This window comes from Thermotoga caldifontis AZM44c09, from assembly GCF_000828655.1.
In the GTDB taxonomy this organism is placed as follows: Bacteria; Thermotogota; Thermotogae; order Thermotogales; family DSM-5069; genus Pseudothermotoga_A; species Pseudothermotoga_A caldifontis.
Map to the genome: position 1 here is coordinate 1,998,323 of NZ_AP014509.1, position 16,590 is coordinate 2,014,912.

A 16,590-nucleotide genomic window follows, 5' to 3' on the forward strand; every position below is an offset into this window, starting at 1 on the left:
AATAAAAAAAGGAGATGAGTCCATGAGCGTTACAGTGTTTGGTAAGATCAATATCGACACGTTTCTCTACGTCGATCGAATACACATCGGGGAAAACCATCTGTGCACGAAGACCTTCACGGATATAGGTGGGAAAGGCGCCAACACCGCGATCGCCCTGGCGAAACTGAACGTTCCGTGCCAGCTCGTCGCGATGATCGGAACCGATTCGGTTTCTCAGACCGTGCTAAAACGGTTGGAAAAACACGGTGTGGGCATCGATTCGATCCAGAGCTGTGAAGAACAGATAGGAAAGACGTTCATCGTCGTCGAGTCGAATGGGCGAAACACCATGTTCCACATACTGGGTGCGAACGCACATCTGACTCCCGACAAGATCGACTGGACTTTTCTTGAAAGGTGCAAAGCTGTGTTCGTTCAGATGGGTATCCCAAGCGAGACGGCGCAGGAAGTCATCATGATGTCGAAGAGAAATGGAAAATATGTCTTCGTTGATCCTGCGGGCTTTTCTGAGACGATCGAACTACAGACTCTCGCGTACGCAGACACCGTCGCACCGAACGAACTCGAACTTTTGAGAATGACCAAGGAAACCGAGATCGAAAAGGCTGTGAAAAAGCTCCTGAACGTGGGGGTGGAGGAGGTAGTTGTGAAGCTCGGTGGAAAGGGTGCGACGCTGTACACGGAAAAGATGTCCTACCACGTCGATGCCTACGATGTGGAAGTCGTCGACACCACTGGGGCGGGAGATGCGTTCAACGCCGCTTACATCCTCGCGAAGCTGAAAAAAATGAACGTCAGGGATGCACTGAAGCTCGCCGTCGCCGCTTCCGCACTGGCTGTGACGAAAGTGGGAAGTTCCAGCGCGAGTCCGACCCGCGACAAACTCGTGGAGTTTCTGAAATCGAAAGGTGAGGAGAGTCTGGCCAAAGCTGTCCTGGAGGGATCTCTGTGAAGAAGTTCATCGTCGTAACAGGTGGAGTGCTCAGCGGCGTTGGTAAAGGAATATTCTGCGCGTCGCTGGCCAGGTTGTTGAAGGAATGCGGTGTGAAGGTGAACGTGTTGAAGATAGATCCTTACCTCAACGTCGATGCGGGCACGATGAATCCCAACCAGCACGGTGAGGTGTTCGTCACCGAAGACGGTTACGAAGCGGATCTGGATCTGGGTCATTACGAGAGGTTCCTCGGCGAGGACATGAGCAGGAGGAACAACATAACGGCGGGTCAGATATATTCGACAATCGTCAAGAGGGAGAGGGACGGAGGCTATCTTGGTTCGACCGTGCAGATAGTACCGCACGTTACCGACGAGATAAAGCACAGAATAGAGTCACTGGAGGGAGAAGTGAACGTCATCGAAATCGGAGGTACGGTCGGCGATATAGAGAGTGAGGTGTTCCTGGAGAGCGTCAGACAGCTCGCCTTGGAGAAACCCTTCGGAGATTTCATGTTCATCCACGTCACCTACGTTCCTTATTTGAAAACCTCAAACGAGTTCAAGACTAAACCCACTCAGCAATCGGTTCAGTTGCTCAGGAGGGCTGGGCTCAACCCAGACATGATCGTGGTCAGGACGGAAACGCCAGTCAACTCGGAGACGATAAAGAAAGTGGCCCTGTTCGGTGGAGTGCCTCAGGACATGGTCATAAATCTGCCAGACGTTCCGAACGTCTATTCGATAGTTGAACTGCTCAAGAATCTCGATGTCCACAGAAAGGTCGCAAGAAAGCTCAACCTGATCATCGACGATACGAAGTTAAGCTGGGACTATCCGAAAGAATTCAAGCAATACAGAATAGCGTTGATCGCGAAATACCTTGGAACAGACGACGCCTACAAGAGCATCATAGAGTCCATATTCCTGTCCGGTTGCATCAAACCCACGGTGATTGACGCCCAGAACTTGGAGAGTATGAACTACGAACAAGTTTGTGACGTCCTCTCCAAGTTCGACGGTCTGATCGTGCCCGGTGGATTCGGTAAAAGAGGCATCGAGGGGAAAATCAAAGCCATACAGTACGCGCGAGAACACGGTAAACCCATACTCGGCATTTGCCTCGGCATGCAACTGATGGTAGTTGAGTTCGCAAGGAACGTCATGGGTTACAGACAGGCCAACTCCACAGAGTTCGATCCCGACACACCCTACCCAGTGATAACGCTCATGGAGGAACAGAAGAAAATCTTGCAGCTTGGCGGAACGATGCGACTCGGCGCACAACCTATGCGCATCCTCAGTGGAACAAAACTCTGGCAGATATACGGTGGTATCGAAGAAACCACAGAAAGGCACAGACATCGTTACGAGGTGAACTACGATCAGTTCCCCGAGCTGTTCAAAATGCCTGGTGAAAAGGGTTACAAACTGACCATCAGCGCCAAATCGAACTTCATCGAAGCGATCGAACTCGAAGATCATCCTTTCTTCATAGGCATACAGTACCATCCGGAACTGAAAACGAAGGTTGGAAGACCGCATCCACTGTTCAAAGCTTTCGTGGATACCCTGTCACGGCTCACTTGATACGGGCCGTTACCGCAGGTTGGGCCGGATCACTGTCTCACTTTCAAACCCATTTCGTGCTCCTCGACGAGTGCACGATGCCATGCTTCACCGCACGAAAGGTCAGTCTTCAGGACACGATAGTGCCCCATGCGTGAGGTCGACGTTCAGTGCTTTTTGATAGGGGTGCTCTCCCCTCACCGTTCGGCAGAGATAGTTTTTCTCTCAGCACCTTAAGAAGACTGTATTTGCGCATTCAAGTAAGTGTACGCGCAGGGATTTTCGAGACGTTCCGACAGGTGTCTTCGAATGTACATGCCACAATTGCTACCGATTTTGTTTTCTTCGAGATGTCCAACGCTCAGAATCACTTCAAAACCGCTGTCTCTAAGTTCTTCCACGAACTTCCGATGTTTGATGGGCATCCCGGTGGTCACATCCACATCGGACTTCAATCCGTTTCGCTGAGCGCTGTACGTTGGATTGACAGGCGTCACCTTCACGAGAAACTTCTCCTTGGAGAAGATCTTCAGAATTTTGCGGGCGTCCAGAATGGATCCTTCCGACACGGCGAAGTTCAAAGTGATCTTTCGATCGTTCTCCTTCACGAACTTCTCACCGTACTCGGCGATCTGTTCCAGCGACCACTTTCTGACAGGCATGAGCCGGTTTCGCTGCTCTTCGTCTGTTGAATGTACGGAGAACTGCAGTTGAAAACGTCCCCTGTAGCGTTCGTCTTTTACGAGCTGCAATCGTTCGAAAAAGTTCTCACGGCCGGCGGGGGCAACTGTCGAAATGCACGGTATCAAGTTACGATAACCACTCAATTTTTCCAGAACGGTGAGCACGTTTTCGTTGAGAGCAGGTTCTCCGACGCGTGCAAACTGTATTTTGAACTTCTTGCTGCTGACATTCCCGTCGGGAAACCTCCGCTCGATCATGTATTGTATCTGCTCCATGATTTCATCCTCGTCCAGCACTCCTTCGTAGTATCCGCCCGCATCGCACATCTTGCACCTGATGGGACAGCCTTTCAATGTGGAAACGATCAACACCCACTTTTCACTGACGGGAAACGGTGGTTGCAACGCCTCGACGAACTCGACGAGACTTCCTTTCGAAGTCTCACCCAGATAAACGACCGCGATGTCTTCTCTACCGTACTCGGCCAGCACTCTCAAGAGCACCACCCTCCTTGGAGGATCTTCATACAGGCATCGACCGCCTGTCCCATGGCGATCGCAAGCTGTCTGAAACTTCCACTCGCATCACCCACCACGTGGACTCGCTGCGAGGGTTTCGTAATGACAGGAACGTTTGGAACCCTTCCTATGCAGATGAGCAGGGCATCAAAATCGTAACTTCCAACGTCCGTGAACAGTTTCACCCTTCCTCCAAACCCTTCAACAGCCCGTATCGGTTCGGCTTGATGACAACGAACACCCAGATCAGATGCCAGCTGCACCAATCTTGGCACTGCCTTCATTCGATCGGATCTGCTGAAGATGTGAACCTCACTGATTCCCACGTGTTTCGCTTTCAAAGCTCCATCGAACGCAACGTCTCCCGCACCATAGATGGCGAGCGATTTGATCCCGCGGGGCAACCTTTTGAATTCGTAGACCACGTTTTGATTCACCTCGAACTCTTCGATCCTCTTAGGTTTCGTTCCCGTTGCAACGATTACGCCGTCGAAGTCGTAGGTGGCTGAAACGGTTCTTACGGACCTTTCGTGTACGCTGAGCACTTCTTCGTGGATCAACCTGGATCCGCTTTCTTCAAACCTTTCTTTCAGCACCTTCACGAGATCTTCTCCACTGCACGGTGAAAACACAGGCAGATTCTCGATCCGCCACGCGTTCACTATGAGACCTCCAACCTCTTCTTTCTCGAAGACCGTCACTTCGACACCGTATCTACTCAGAAACACTGCCGCCGTTACACCTGCCGGACCGGCTCCAACGATTCCAACGCGCATATCAGTTCACCCGAATTCGCGATGACAGCAAAACCGTGCGCCAAATTTTTCAAGGAGGCGAAATGGTACCAATCTTCCTTGTCCCAGCATGCGTCTTCAACGACGACCACATCGAACCCTCTGACGAAAGCACTCCTCGCCGTTGTTTCAACACACAGATGCGTCATGACTCCTCCCAAGACTATCTGTTCCACCTTCTTCTCCCTGAGTATCTCTTCCAGATTCGTCATGTGGAACGCATCGTAAGAGTCCTTGTAAAGGAGGATGGCACCCGTACAATCTAAACACGGCTCTGCTTGATCATCTTCGATGGAGTTGTTCCACCATTTGACCATGGATGGGCTGTTTCCTCTGTGGATCGTTACGATCACGGGCAGCTCCTTGTTTACAAAGATTTTCAAGAGCTTTTGTGCGACTGGGAGCATTCTTTCGACACCAGCGAGGTAGGCTTTCCCGTCTTTCTGGCAAAAATACTTCTGAAGGTCTATCAGTAGCAGAGCGGGTCTTGTCAGCGAGAGTCGGTGCTTAGCCTTTTCTTTCTCAAAATACACAGCACCACCCCATGAAAAAAGGGGGACGAACGTCCCCCCTCATTTCGCATAAGCCACGGACCTCTTCTCCCTTATGACGACCACCTTCAAAACTCCCGGATATTCCACCTCTTCTTCTATCCTCTTCGCAATTTCGTAGGCCATCTTTTCTGCCTCGGCATCGTCCACCTTGTCGGGCTCGACGATGACCCTCACTTCCCTACCTGCCTGTATCGCGTAAGCTTTCTCAACGTTCTTGAAGCTCATCGCGATCTTTTCCATCTTCACCAAGCGTCTGATGTAGTTTTCAAGGTCCTCACGTCTGGCGCCTGGTCTCGCCGCCGAAAGTGCGTCCGCTGCAGCCACCAAGACCGACTCGGGGCAGGAAGGTTCGACTTCTCCGTGATGACTCATGATCGCATTCACGACGTATTCAGGTTCACCGTAGCGTTTCACTATTTCGGCGCCTATCTCTGTGTGCGAACCTTCAACTTCGTGATCGAGCGCCTTGCCTATGTCGTGCAGCAGACCTCCACGTTTGGCCTTCTCCGGATCGAGTCCCAGCTCTTCGGCCATGAGCGCTGCGAGTTGCGCGACTTCTATGGAGTGCGCGAGCACGTTCTGACCGTAGCTGGTCCTGTATTTGAGTTTGCCCAGGAGCTTGATGAGCTCTGGATGTATCCCCGTCACACCAACCCTCAAAGCGGCTTCCTGGCCGGCTTCTCTGATCGCTTTTTCCACTTCCTGTTTGGCTTTCTCGTACATTTCTTCGATCCTCGCAGGATGTATCCTACCATCGGCGACGAGTTTTTCAAGCGTGATGCGCGCGATCTCTCTCCTGATGGGATTGAAACTCGAAAGCACGACGACTTCAGGAGTATCGTCGATCACCAGGTCGACACCCGTGATCTTTTCGAAGGCTCTGATGTTTCTTCCCTCTCGACCTATGATCCTTCCTTTCATCTCATCGTTCGGAAGGCTGACGGTGGAAACAGTTATCTCACCTATGTATTCGGGCGCGTAACGCTGCACAGCGGTTGCGATGATCCTCTTCGCCTCCCTTTCAGCTTCCTCTTCGTAGCGCTCTTTGATCTGCTTGAACATGAGCGCAAGATCGTGTTCGTATCTGTTTCGAGCCTCTTCGAGCACGATCTTCCTCGCATCTTCCACGGTCATACCGGCGAGTTGTGTGAACTTCTCGTCGAGTTCCTTCTCCCTCTGCTCGATCTTCCTTTTCGCGGCTTCGAGCTGTACCCTCAAAGATTCCAGAGACGCTTCCTTCTTCTCAACGGCTTCCTCTCTTCGAGAGAGCATTTCTTCCCTTTTCAAAAGCCTTTCTTCTATCGCTCTTATTTCCTGTTCTTTTTTTCGCAGGTCTGATTCGATCTCTTCTTTCAGTCTGTGCGCCTCTTCCCTCGCCTCGATGATCGCTTTCCTCTTCATCTCAGCTATCTCCTGTTCCGCCTTCTTGATGATGCTCTCGGCGTCCTTCTGCGCACGCCTGTAGGCCTTTTCTATGTTCGATTTCGCTATCAAATATCCGAAGAACAGACCTGCAAATGCACAGATCACAGCAACAACCAGCGTCATGTCTCAGCACCTCCTTCTTCGAGCAAATCTATTTCTTTCGTTGTGAAACCCCGGCGAAAGAGAAATTCTCTCGCTTCATGGCCGGAGAGTTTTCGACTTTCAAGAAGTTTCTTCATCACTTGCCTTACGTCCGTTTCCTGCATGACCCTTTCCAGCACCCTATCGATGATCTCACCGTCCACCTTGAGCTGCTTCAACTTCATCTTTATCCTGACAGGTCCATAACCGTGAACGGCGAGCATATCGCTGGCGTAGAGATAAGCGAACTTCTCATCGTCGAGGAAACCCGATTTTTCAAGACGATCTATCACGGCTTCGATCGTTTCTGGATCGAAGCCCTTCATCGAGAGCCTGTCTCTGATCTCAGCCCGGGATCTCACTCTGAACTTCAGCAATCTTTTCGCATATTTCAGCGCGTCATTTAGCTGCATTTCTTTCACCCATCGGCAAATTGTACTTCTGCCTTATCTTCCTCTCTATCTCCATGGCGATGTCTGTATTCTGGGCGAGGAAGAGCACAACGTTGCTCTTACCCTGTCCGAGCGTGTATTCTTTTCCATCATCCGCGACGTAGAAGAACCAGCTTCCTTTCTTCTGTATGATTTCCTCGGCCACACCCAAATTGAACAGCTCGTTCTCCCTCACGATCCCTTTGCCGAATATGATGTCCAGATCGGCCTTTTTGAACGGTGGGGCCACCTTGTTCTTGACCACCTTCGCCGTAACTGTGATGCCGATCGATTCCGTCGCGTCCTTGATCGTGTCAGCCTTTCTGACTTCGATCCTCATGGTCGCGTAGAATTTCAGCGCGAGGCCTCCCGTGGTGGTTTCGGGGTTGGCGAACATCACCCCGATCCTCATCCTTATCTGGTTCGTGAAGATCACGACGGCTTTGGATTTGCTCACGCTGCCGGCGATCTTCCTCAAAGCCTGAGACATCAAACGGGCCTGGAGACCAACCTGCATCTCACCCATGCTGCCTTCGATTTCGGAACGGGGAACTAAAGCCGCCACGGAGTCGACGACGATCAGATCGACCGCATTGCTTCTCACAAGTTCATCGACGATCTCGAGAGCCTGCTCACCGTAATCCGGCTGGGAGATGAGCAGACGTTTCAGGTCCACCCCGAGCGCTTTGGCGTAGAGCGGATCGAGGGCGTGTTCTGCGTCTATTATTGCAGCGACGCCTCCGGCCTTCTGTGCCTCGGCTATGGCGTGAAGCGCGAGAGTGGTCTTACCGCTGGCTTCCGGTCCGAAGATCTCTATGATCCTTCCCCTGGGATAGCCTCCCACACCGGTTGCTATGTCCAGCGCGAGTGAGCCGGTGGATATGACCTCCACAGGAGCAACCTGCGCCTCTTCTCCCAGTATCATGATCGAACCTTTACCGTAGTTGCTTTCGATTTTCTTGATAGCCTTCTCAAGAACCTCGAGCTTCTCTTTCTGTTCCTTCTCAGCCATGCTTGATCAGACCTCCTTCGAAAAGGCATTCGTAAACCTTTCGGTAGATCGAGCCTGAGGGTGTCAGCGTCGATGAGTACACAACGATCCGATCCACAGCGACGATTATCGGATCGTAGGTTATGTCCTCCACGAGCGGTTGCCAGGCTGGTGGAAAATCCTTGATTCTGCCGATGGTTATGTGGGGTGAGAACTTCTCCTCAAAACTGAAGTTGTGCTTGACGAGCTCAGCTTTCGTCTCCTCGTAGAGTTTGTACAGGAGCTGGTTCGCCTTCACACCGAGCCAGATCACCCTGGGCTGGTTGTTCCGGGCGAAGTATCCAACCTTCTCGACGACGAAAGAAAAAGAAGGAAAACCTCGAATTCTGTGGGAGATGTGTTCAGCGACCTGATCGATCCTCTTCGGATCCACTTCCCCGAGGAAGAACAGAGTCAGATGGACGTTCTCCCTGCTGACCCAGTTCGCTTTGAATCCTCTCCTCATGAGCTTCTCGATGACCTGCTGAGACACATCCCTCACAGCGTCGTTCACGTCGATCGCGATGAAGGTTCGCACGTTTCATCCCCCCAGCATTTTCCTGTTCTGGTAAAGATAGACGATGGCCGACAACATCGTGAAGAACGCACACAGATAGATCAATATCACTTCCACCACGATCGCAGAAACGGAGAAGCTTCTGAACAGAAGAACCGCGACTATGAGTGTCATCTGAACAACGGTTTTCACCTTCCCGTACACGTTCGCCTGCACGATCGTTCCTTTACCGGCCGCCAGGATTCTGACCGCACTCACGAGCGTGTCCCTCGCCACGATGAACGCCACCAGCCAGGCAGGAACGAAAGGTATCAGTGCTATCAGTGTGGAATTGACGAAAACCTTGTCCACGATCTGATCGATCACCTTGCCAAGGTTGGTCACCTGGTTCAACTTTCTCGCGAGCAGTCCGTCGAGATAATCGGTCAGGGCACCCAGTGCGAAGAAAAACAGTGCTAACTTCCACGCACCCGCTTGGATCGCAAGGAAAACGGGTACAGTCAGTACGAGCCTCGAGAGTGTGACGATGTTCGGCACGTTCATAGTGCTACCCCCTCGAAATCGAAACCATCGGTGTCGATCACTCTGACGCGATGGTAAGATCTCAGACTCAGTCTCTTGCTTTTGCGAACTTTGACTATCCCGTCCACCTCCGGTGCATCGAGGTGAGATCTGGCTATGTAGTGGTTCCTGGCCGCTTTCTCCACGAGAACCTCGAGTTCTTTGTTGACGAACCTGGACAGGCTCTCTTTCGCCAACTCCGACTGAAGCGAAAGAACTTCTTCCAGCCTCTCTTTCGCGATCTCTTCATCGACCTTCTCATTCATTCTGCTCGCTGAAGTTCCCTCTTCATCTGAGTAGGTGAAGCATCCGAGCCTTTCGAATTTCGCCGCTTTCAGGAAATCCAGAAGTTCTTCGAAGTTTTTCTCCTTCTCTCCCGGGAATCCGACGATGACGCTCGATCTTATCGCCGCATCGGGTAGAACTCTGCGTATCGAAGAAATCAGGTTTAGAAGTTGGTCACTCTTTCTGATCCTCCCCATCTTTGCGAGTATCTCATCGCTTCCGTGCTGAACGGGTAGATCGAAATAATGCAGAACCTTCTGTGTGTTGCAGAAAGTGTCGAGTATCTCTTCATCGAAATGGTCTGGGTGCATGTACATGACCCTAATGCGAAAATCACCCTCGATGTTGTCGAGAGTCTTCAGAAGGCGAGGCAGGGAAGGTCTGCCGTACAGATCGACACCATAGGCGGTTGTATCCTGAGCGACGAGAACGATCTCTTTGACGTTTCCTTTCACCAATTCCCGTACTTCCGCTTCTATACTTTCGACACTGCGACTTCTGAACCCGCCCTTGAACGAAGGGATCGCGCAGAAAGTGCAGCTCCTGTCACAACCATCGGCGATCTTGACATAAGCGTAGCTGCCGAACTTCGAACGTGGAGCACAATCGTAGACCGCCTCGGGTTCTCCCACCAGATAGGTGACTCCCTGTTCGAGGGCCTCGGCGATGCGCTGGGGTGAAACTACACCGTACCAGGCGTCCACCTCGGGGAGTTCTTCAACGAGCTGGCGTGCGTACCGCTGTACGAGGCAACCCTTCACGCAGAGGAAGAAAGGTTTTCTTTTTTTGTACTCTATGAAATCAAGGATCTCATCTATCGATTCCTTCTTCGCATCCTCTATGAAACAACATGTATCTAAGATCACGACGTCCGCTTCGTCAACAGTGCTGACTATTTCATGGCCCTTGCCCCGAAGGATCGCCTCCAGGACATCGCAATCTGCCTCGTTCTTCGGACAACCCAAAACCTTTATTCCTATTCTCATCGATCTCACCCTTCAAGAAACGCTTCCTTTTCTTCATGTAAAGGTCTCTGATCTTCTTCAGTTCCTGCTTGTACTCCTCATCCCTGTAGTTCTGATAAGTGAATTCCCAGTGCTTGAACTCTCCAGACAGATACAGCAAGGTCACCTCAGCGTAGATACCGTTTTTCAAATACACCCTGTTTCCCCAGGATTTCGTTGAAGCGAGAACGAAGTTCGAATGGTGCACGTACCCCGGATCGAGATTGAATTTCCGTTTTCCTTCAACGCTGTACTTCTTCTCCAGTTCGTTCGTGTACATCTTGACATCCGCGAGCAACGACGGATGGATCAGCTCCTCGAAGCTCATCAGCACACCCCAGAGATCCGAACCCAGCTCCGTGTCGTAGTAGCTCGTGTAGATGCTGAACGGCAATTTCTTCGAAATGTAATCTATTTTCCCAAACGCCAGCTCGAGCTCGGGTCTCAAAGCCTCCACCCAGTAGTCCACGTACTGTGAGAACATGAATATAACGAGGTTCACCAGCTCGGGCTGCTTCACCTCTCCCACAGGACCACCTCGAAGTTTTCGACCCTTATCACCCACCGTCTGTTCATCGTAACTATCGTGCAACCACCCTTGTTGTTCTCCACCTTGTACCTGCTGCCAACCTTCAGCAGGACCGATTCACCGGGCACAACGGGTTTTCCGTCCAGCAAAATCGCCTGATTTCCAGTGTTCACGAGCTTTGCACTCGGCTGGTTCAGCACACCGAAAAACCTAACAGCAGAATAGATGAACATCACCAGAGCGATGAGGCAAACGACCATCATCAATGTGTTGAGGAACCCAGCCGTGGAACGTTCCTTCCGTCTGGATTCCGGTTCAACGTGTTCCTTCGACAGATCTTCTGCACCTATGAGTTGATCCGCATCCAAACCAAGTTGCTGGGCACACAGCCTTATGTAATGCCTGACGTAAAAGGGTGCGTCCACCCTGTCGAACTGCCCTTCTTCTATCAATCTGAGTTTCCACACGGGAATGTCTGTCTTCTGTGACAGCTGTTCAAGCGTTAAACCAAGCGCTTCGCGCGCTTTCCTCAGCGTTTCACCAACGATGACCCACTTTTCCTTTTCCAAACCGATCACACCTCAAACCCAGCTAAACTTTATTATACCAGTTCTCCAGAACCCTGAGTCCCCCGCTGTCCAGCCAGTGCACGCCTTCGTTCTTCAGACTTTCCCGAACGGCTTCGAGCACGAGTAGCTTGTGATGGTCGTTTTCAATGAAATCCAGTTCGTCACCATTTATGATGAGCACATTTCCTGTCAGGCCATCGAAGAAGGTTTCATCGTAAAACTTCACCAGTTGTTCCCAATACTGTTCTTCAACGTTCAGCTCGTACGGTCGACCTCTCTTTCTGATGCGTTTCACAGCCGTTTCAACGCTGCATTTGATGTACACGAGCAGCTTCGGTCGCGGTGAAATCGCGGACATGGTCCGGTAGAATTGCTCGTAGATGGTGTATTCCAGTGGCTGGAGGAAACCCATGTGCCTCTGCATCCTCACGAAGACGAAGTCCCCTATCATCGATCGATCCATGACCGCCCGCTCGGTCCGGTTCGCCTGCTGGAGCTGAAGGAACCTTTTGTGCAAAAAGTAGAGTTCCATGGTGAGACACCATCTGTGTCGGTCGGAATAGTACCTCTCCAGCAGTTGATCGGCCAGCTCGTCGTTCATCTCGTAGAAACCCTTCATACCCCATTCCTTTTCGAGTATCTCAACGAGCGCAGTCTTACCGGCTCCCACCGTTCCTTCGACTACGATTTCAAGCACATCGATTCCTCCTTTTGATCTCGTTCCCATCGTACAGCCAGACTCCCTTTTCTTTTGCTTCCAAGGCGAAGATTACAGCCTCTTCAGCACCCAAGAAATCTTCGCCCATGGAATCTGAATCGATGATCAGCAGACTCGACAGATCGTAATCCGAAAAGTACCTTTCGTACTCCTCGTTCAGGCTATACCAGTAATCCTCGTCGATCGCGAGTTCCCACTCACGCCCCCTCTTCTTGATCCTTTCTATCGCTGTCCGAGTCGAGCAGCGCAGATAAACCATCAAGGAAGGTGGGACAGAATACTTCAAAAACTCCCGGTGAACTTCTCTGTATATCTCGTACTCGAGCTGGTTCATCTGCTTTCTCTTCAAAAGCACTGTGGGGAAGATGTGATCGCAGAATATACTCCTGTCCATGACGACATCTCCGATCTGCTTCGCCAGTTCCATCTGCTGGAATCTTTTCGTGAGAAAATAGATCTGTAGGTGAAAACCCCACTTCGCAGGGTCCGCGTAGAAGCACGCGAGAAGATCAACCAGCTTTTCATCTGTAAGCTCGAAGAGAGGTTTCAGACCGAGTCTTTTCGAAACGACCTCGATGAAGGTGGTCTTGCCAGCTCCAACGGTTCCTTCAACAACGATTTTCGGTCTCACAGCTCGATCAGAGCAGATCTCAACTGCTCGAACAGTGTGGACGTCGCTGCAACTATTTCTCCACTCTCGAGATCGAATTCCCCGTTCAATCCTCCCACGACGACCCCAGCTTCACGTGCGATCAGAACGCCAGCGGCAACATCCCACGGTTTCAGGGCGATCTCCCAGTAACCATCGAACCTACCACACGCAAGGTAACAGAGTTCCAAGGCGGACGAACCTATGATCCTGACCTCCTGACACAATTTGCTGAGTTTCTCCACACTCCTCAACGCCCAGTCCATCTTGCCCTCATCGTACGGCCAGCCGGTCACCAGGAGGGCTCTATCCATGCTCGGTTTCTTGTCGTTCACGATGCGTCTTCCGTTCAGGTATGCGCCCTTTCCTTCCTCTGCGTAGAACATTTCGTCACTGAAAGGTAAGTAGACTGCTCCTTCGACGATCCTTCCGTGACTCATCCTGGCTATACTCACCGCAAAGTAAGGCAAAGAATGCGAATAGTTCAGTGTTCCATCTATGGGATCCACAACGAAAACAGTCTCACCGTGAGGTATCTTTCCCCCTTCAAAACCTTCTTCCAGAACGAAGATCGCACCCGGATAATGGGCCTTCAGGACCTCGACTATGACCCTCTGACACTCCACATCCGCCTGAGTCACAACGTCTGCCCTCATACTCTTCGTTTTTATCGAGAGTTCTTTCTCGAAAAACTCCATGGCGATTTCTCCAGCTTTTCTGGCAGCTTCACAGATGGGTTTCATTCTTCCTCAACTCCTCCCGCAGTCTGAAAATTTCGTCCCTCAGCACGGCAGCATCCTCGTACCTCAGCTCGCTCGCGGCCCTGTACATCTCTTCTTCCAGAACCGCTATGCGTTCTTCCAGACTCAGATCCTTCACGAGATCGAGGTACTCCAGTTTGGGCTTCTCGTCCATGAACTTTTCGAATATTTCTATCTGCAGCGGCTTTATGATCGGCTTTGGAGTTATGTTGTGCTTTTTGTTGTACTCGATCTGAATCTGTCTCCTCCTGTTAGTTTCTTCTATCGCTCTCTGCATCGCTGGCGTGACACGGTCTGCATACATGAGCACCTTACCGTTGAGGTTCCTCGCCACCCTGCCCATGATCTGTATGAGCGTGGTTTCCGATCTCAAGAAACCTTCCTTATCCGAATCCAGGATGGCCACGAGAGACACCTCAGGAAGATCCAGTCCCTCCCTGAGAAGGTTGATTCCAACGACGACATCCACATCTCCCCGCCTCAGTTTCTTGAGAACTTCAATCCTCTCGATCGCGTCCAGTTCTGAATGTATGTAGAGCGATCTGATACCAAGTTCGGTCAGATACTCGCTGAGCCTTTCGGCCGTTTTCTTCGTGAGCACGGTCACGAGTGCCCTTTCACCCCTCTCGACGACCTTCTTGATCTCGAAGACGAGATCGTCTATCTGTCCCTTGGTGGGTCTCACCTCGACCTCCGGATCGACGAGACCCGTTGGCCTGATCAGCTGCTCGACAACCTGTTCGCTCACCTGCAGCTCGAAAGGTCCTGGCGTCGCCGAGACGAAGATGATCTGCGGTACCTTTTTCAGAAACTCCTCGAAGGTGAGTGGTCTGTTGTCGTAAGCGGAAGGGAGTCTAAAGCCGTAGTCCACGAGATTCTTCTTTCGAGAGAACTCCCCGCGCCACATGGCCCTCAGTTGCGGTACCGCGATGTGTGATTCGTCTATGAAAACGATGAAATCTTTGTCAAAATAATCCAGGAGCGTGTAGGGTGGCTCACCCGGCCTACGTCCATCGAAGTGCCGCGAGTAGTTCTCTATGCCTGGACAGTGTCCTACGGACATCAGCAATTCTAAATCATGCATCGTTCTCTGCTGGAGCCTTTGCATCTCCAGAAGCTTTCCCTGCTTTTTCAGTTCTTCAAGCCTCTGCTGCAGTTCTTCTTTGATCGATTCGATGGCGCGCCTGAGTTTCTCCTCGGTGGTTATGAACTCCACAGCCGGGTAGATCGTGATCTTTTGATAATCCTCTATGGTTGTCCTGTTCAGCTTGTCGAAGGATTCTATCCTTTCCACCACGGAGCCGAAGAACTCGACGCGGATCGCCTCGTCCTGGTAAGTTGGGTATATCTCCAGCACGTCTCCCGCGAGCCTGAAACAACCTTTGAGAGTGATCTCGTTGCTCCTCGAGTAACCTATCCTCGCGAGTTTCTGTGCCACTTCGTACGGTTCGATCCTCTGACCAACGTGCAGCTGGATGTTCATCGTGTCGAAATCCGTGGGATCGCCTGAGGCGTAGATGCAGGAAACGCTCGCCACCACGACGACGTCCCTGCGCGTTCTCACGGATTTGAACGTGGACATCCTCATGCGCACAAGAACGTCGTTGATGTCTGCGTTCTTTTCTATGTAGAGGTCCTTCGAGGGCACGTACGCCTCCGGCTGGTAATAATCGTAGTAACTGATGAAATACTCGACTTTGTTCTTAGGAAAGAACGACTTGAACTCACCGTAAAGCTGCGCGGCAAGAGTCTTGTTCGGCGAGATGACCAGTGCCGGCCTGTTCAGGCGCGCGATCACGTTGGCCATCGTGAACGTCTTGCCGCTGCCAGTCACACCTATGAGCGTCTGGAACCTGTAACCTTTGAGGACGCCTTCCACGAGTTTTTCTATGGCCTGCGGTTGATCACCGGTGGGTTCGAAATCGCTAACCAGCTGGAACAAACTCTCAATTCCTCCCGATCGAGATCCTGTCATTCACCAGGTTGCAGGTAAATCAAGCTGTTGAGGAACTTGACCAGTTCTATGGCTTCCTTCGTCCCGGGCTCGCGTTTCAGCATTTCTTCACTGGTCAAAAGTGAACCGTAGTATTCTTTGTTGGCGTCGTTATCAACCTGAACGATCGATCCTTGCAGGGAAAGACCCGCGAAAAATCCTTTGCTCACAGAGTAAGAATACATCGATGCCTGGAGCTTGTAATCCGTTTCCGCAGAGAGAGACCTACCCATAGGACCTGCGGCGATGCTCACACTACCGCCGAGAGTTATGTTGCCTGAGACCAGATTCTTCACAGCCTGTTCGTTCATCAGCACGAGCACCAGTCCGACGTTCTGAATCCCCACCTGTGCGCCAAGACTCAGGCCTGTGAGCTTCAGAAATACCGGTCCGTACCATTTACCAGTATCAACATTGCGCTTGAGCATGAAACCTTCACCGTACTGACCACCGATGACGAGACCCACCTTGATCAGGCTCGGAAAGATGGCGATGCCTTCCGCCTGCCTCAACAGCTCAACGAAAGCCCCACTGTCTGGAATGTTCGACAGCTCTTTCAGAATGGTTAAAGCCGAGCTCAGACGCTCGTTCGCGGAAACAGCGAAGATGAACAGAGGAACACAGACCAACAAAATCACCACCTTCTTCATGGTGACACCTCCCCAAAGAAGTTTACTACGTTCCGTTGTGTTTCTACTATAATAAGACTTAGGTTCAAAGAACACAGGAGGTGTTTGGAATGAGAGTCAGGGTTGACGAAGCCGCTTGCATCGGTTGCGGTGTTTGTGAGAGCCTTTGCCCCGAAGTTTTCAAGCTTGCAGACGATGGCAAGGCAAAGGTTCTTCAACCCGAAACGGAAGAAAGCTGTGCACGTGACGCTGCCGACAGCTGCCCCACAGGTGCGATCCACATCGAAGAGTGA

At 51.5% G+C, this 16,590-nt stretch carries 19 protein-coding genes; 3 read left to right on the plus strand and 16 right to left on the minus strand.

The window, feature by feature from the left end:
* The first annotated feature begins 22 nt into the window (after window positions 1-22).
* The gene (locus tag TSP01S_RS09900) at window positions 23-955 is read left to right on the plus strand and encodes a carbohydrate kinase family protein (protein ID WP_041078168.1); all 933 of its coding nucleotides are present in this window, start codon (window positions 23-25) and stop codon (window positions 953-955) included.
* Complete coding sequence (locus TSP01S_RS09905; protein ID WP_041078170.1) at window positions 952-2,526, plus strand: CTP synthase; 1,575 nt, start codon at window positions 952-954, stop codon at window positions 2,524-2,526. Before TSP01S_RS09900 ends, TSP01S_RS09905 begins: the two co-directional genes overlap by 4 nt.
* 212 nt (window positions 2,527-2,738) lie before the next feature.
* Here TSP01S_RS09905 and TSP01S_RS09910 read toward each other — a convergent pair whose 3' ends face one another.
* The 16 genes from TSP01S_RS09910 to TSP01S_RS09985 are packed head-to-tail and all read right to left on the minus strand — an operon-like array spanning window position 2,739 to window position 16,318.
* Window positions 2,739-3,686: a radical SAM protein gene (locus TSP01S_RS09910; RefSeq protein ID WP_041078172.1), complete on the minus strand. Its 948-nt coding sequence runs from the start codon at window positions 3,684-3,686 to the stop codon at window positions 2,739-2,741.
* The gene (locus TSP01S_RS09915; RefSeq protein WP_041078174.1) at window positions 3,683-4,483 is read right to left on the minus strand and encodes an NAD(P)/FAD-dependent oxidoreductase; all 801 of its coding nucleotides are present in this window, start codon (window positions 4,481-4,483) and stop codon (window positions 3,683-3,685) included. Before TSP01S_RS09915 ends, TSP01S_RS09910 begins: the two co-directional genes overlap by 4 nt.
* Window positions 4,444-5,034 (minus strand): isochorismatase family cysteine hydrolase, encoded by a 591-nt coding sequence (locus tag TSP01S_RS09920; RefSeq protein ID WP_041078175.1) that lies wholly within the window; start codon window positions 5,032-5,034, stop codon window positions 4,444-4,446. Before TSP01S_RS09920 ends, TSP01S_RS09915 begins: the two co-directional genes overlap by 40 nt.
* Before the next feature lie 39 nt (window positions 5,035-5,073).
* On the minus strand, window positions 5,074-6,597 hold the full coding sequence (rny, locus tag TSP01S_RS09925) for a ribonuclease Y (protein WP_408033239.1): 1,524 nt from the start codon (window positions 6,595-6,597) through the stop codon (window positions 5,074-5,076).
* A 2-nt stretch (window positions 6,598-6,599) separates the two neighbouring features.
* On the minus strand, window positions 6,600-7,034 hold the full coding sequence (locus tag TSP01S_RS09930) for a regulatory protein RecX (RefSeq protein ID WP_052463591.1): 435 nt from the start codon (window positions 7,032-7,034) through the stop codon (window positions 6,600-6,602).
* A complete protein-coding gene (gene recA / locus TSP01S_RS09935) occupies window positions 7,021-8,064 on the minus strand; it encodes a recombinase RecA (RefSeq protein ID WP_041078178.1) in 1,044 nt (347 codons plus the stop codon). The genes TSP01S_RS09930 and recA overlap by 14 nt, the downstream gene beginning before the upstream one ends.
* Window positions 8,057-8,620, minus strand: coding sequence for an RNA 2',3'-cyclic phosphodiesterase (gene thpR, locus TSP01S_RS09940; protein ID WP_041078179.1), 564 nt, complete (start codon window positions 8,618-8,620; stop codon window positions 8,057-8,059). Before thpR ends, recA begins: the two co-directional genes overlap by 8 nt.
* Window positions 8,621-8,623: 3 nt before the next feature.
* Window positions 8,624-9,142 (minus strand): CDP-diacylglycerol--glycerol-3-phosphate 3-phosphatidyltransferase, encoded by a 519-nt coding sequence (gene pgsA, locus TSP01S_RS09945; RefSeq protein WP_041078181.1) that lies wholly within the window; start codon window positions 9,140-9,142, stop codon window positions 8,624-8,626.
* Entirely contained in the window at window positions 9,139-10,431 is a 1,293-nt protein-coding gene (gene rimO / locus TSP01S_RS09950; RefSeq protein ID WP_041078183.1) for a 30S ribosomal protein S12 methylthiotransferase RimO, read from the minus strand. Before rimO ends, pgsA begins: the two co-directional genes overlap by 4 nt.
* Window positions 10,343-10,978 (minus strand): DUF4416 family protein, encoded by a 636-nt coding sequence (locus tag TSP01S_RS09955; RefSeq protein ID WP_041078185.1) that lies wholly within the window; start codon window positions 10,976-10,978, stop codon window positions 10,343-10,345. Before TSP01S_RS09955 ends, rimO begins: the two co-directional genes overlap by 89 nt.
* A complete protein-coding gene (locus tag TSP01S_RS09960; RefSeq protein ID WP_041078187.1) occupies window positions 10,966-11,547 on the minus strand; it encodes a helix-turn-helix domain-containing protein in 582 nt (193 codons plus the stop codon). The genes TSP01S_RS09955 and TSP01S_RS09960 overlap by 13 nt, the downstream gene beginning before the upstream one ends.
* A gap of 22 nt (window positions 11,548-11,569) precedes the next feature.
* On the minus strand, window positions 11,570-12,244 hold the full coding sequence (locus TSP01S_RS09965; protein ID WP_041078189.1) for a deoxynucleoside kinase: 675 nt from the start codon (window positions 12,242-12,244) through the stop codon (window positions 11,570-11,572).
* A complete protein-coding gene (locus TSP01S_RS09970; RefSeq protein ID WP_052463592.1) occupies window positions 12,237-12,896 on the minus strand; it encodes a deoxynucleoside kinase in 660 nt (219 codons plus the stop codon). Before TSP01S_RS09970 ends, TSP01S_RS09965 begins: the two co-directional genes overlap by 8 nt.
* Window positions 12,893-13,657 carry an inositol monophosphatase family protein gene (locus tag TSP01S_RS09975; protein ID WP_041078191.1) on the minus strand — a complete coding sequence of 255 codons (765 nt, stop codon included), beginning with the start codon at window positions 13,655-13,657 and terminating at the stop codon, window positions 12,893-12,895. Before TSP01S_RS09975 ends, TSP01S_RS09970 begins: the two co-directional genes overlap by 4 nt.
* Window positions 13,641-15,617 carry an excinuclease ABC subunit UvrB gene (gene uvrB / locus TSP01S_RS09980; RefSeq protein WP_041078193.1) on the minus strand — a complete coding sequence of 659 codons (1,977 nt, stop codon included), beginning with the start codon at window positions 15,615-15,617 and terminating at the stop codon, window positions 13,641-13,643. The genes TSP01S_RS09975 and uvrB overlap by 17 nt, the downstream gene beginning before the upstream one ends.
* Before the next feature lie 29 nt (window positions 15,618-15,646).
* The gene (locus tag TSP01S_RS09985) at window positions 15,647-16,318 is read right to left on the minus strand and encodes a lipid-binding SYLF domain-containing protein (RefSeq protein WP_041078195.1); all 672 of its coding nucleotides are present in this window, start codon (window positions 16,316-16,318) and stop codon (window positions 15,647-15,649) included.
* Between the two features lie 89 nt (window positions 16,319-16,407).
* Here TSP01S_RS09985 and TSP01S_RS09990 point away from each other — a divergent pair, with 89 nt between their 5' ends.
* Window positions 16,408-16,590 carry a ferredoxin gene (locus TSP01S_RS09990; protein WP_041078197.1) on the plus strand — a complete coding sequence of 61 codons (183 nt, stop codon included), beginning with the start codon at window positions 16,408-16,410 and terminating at the stop codon, window positions 16,588-16,590.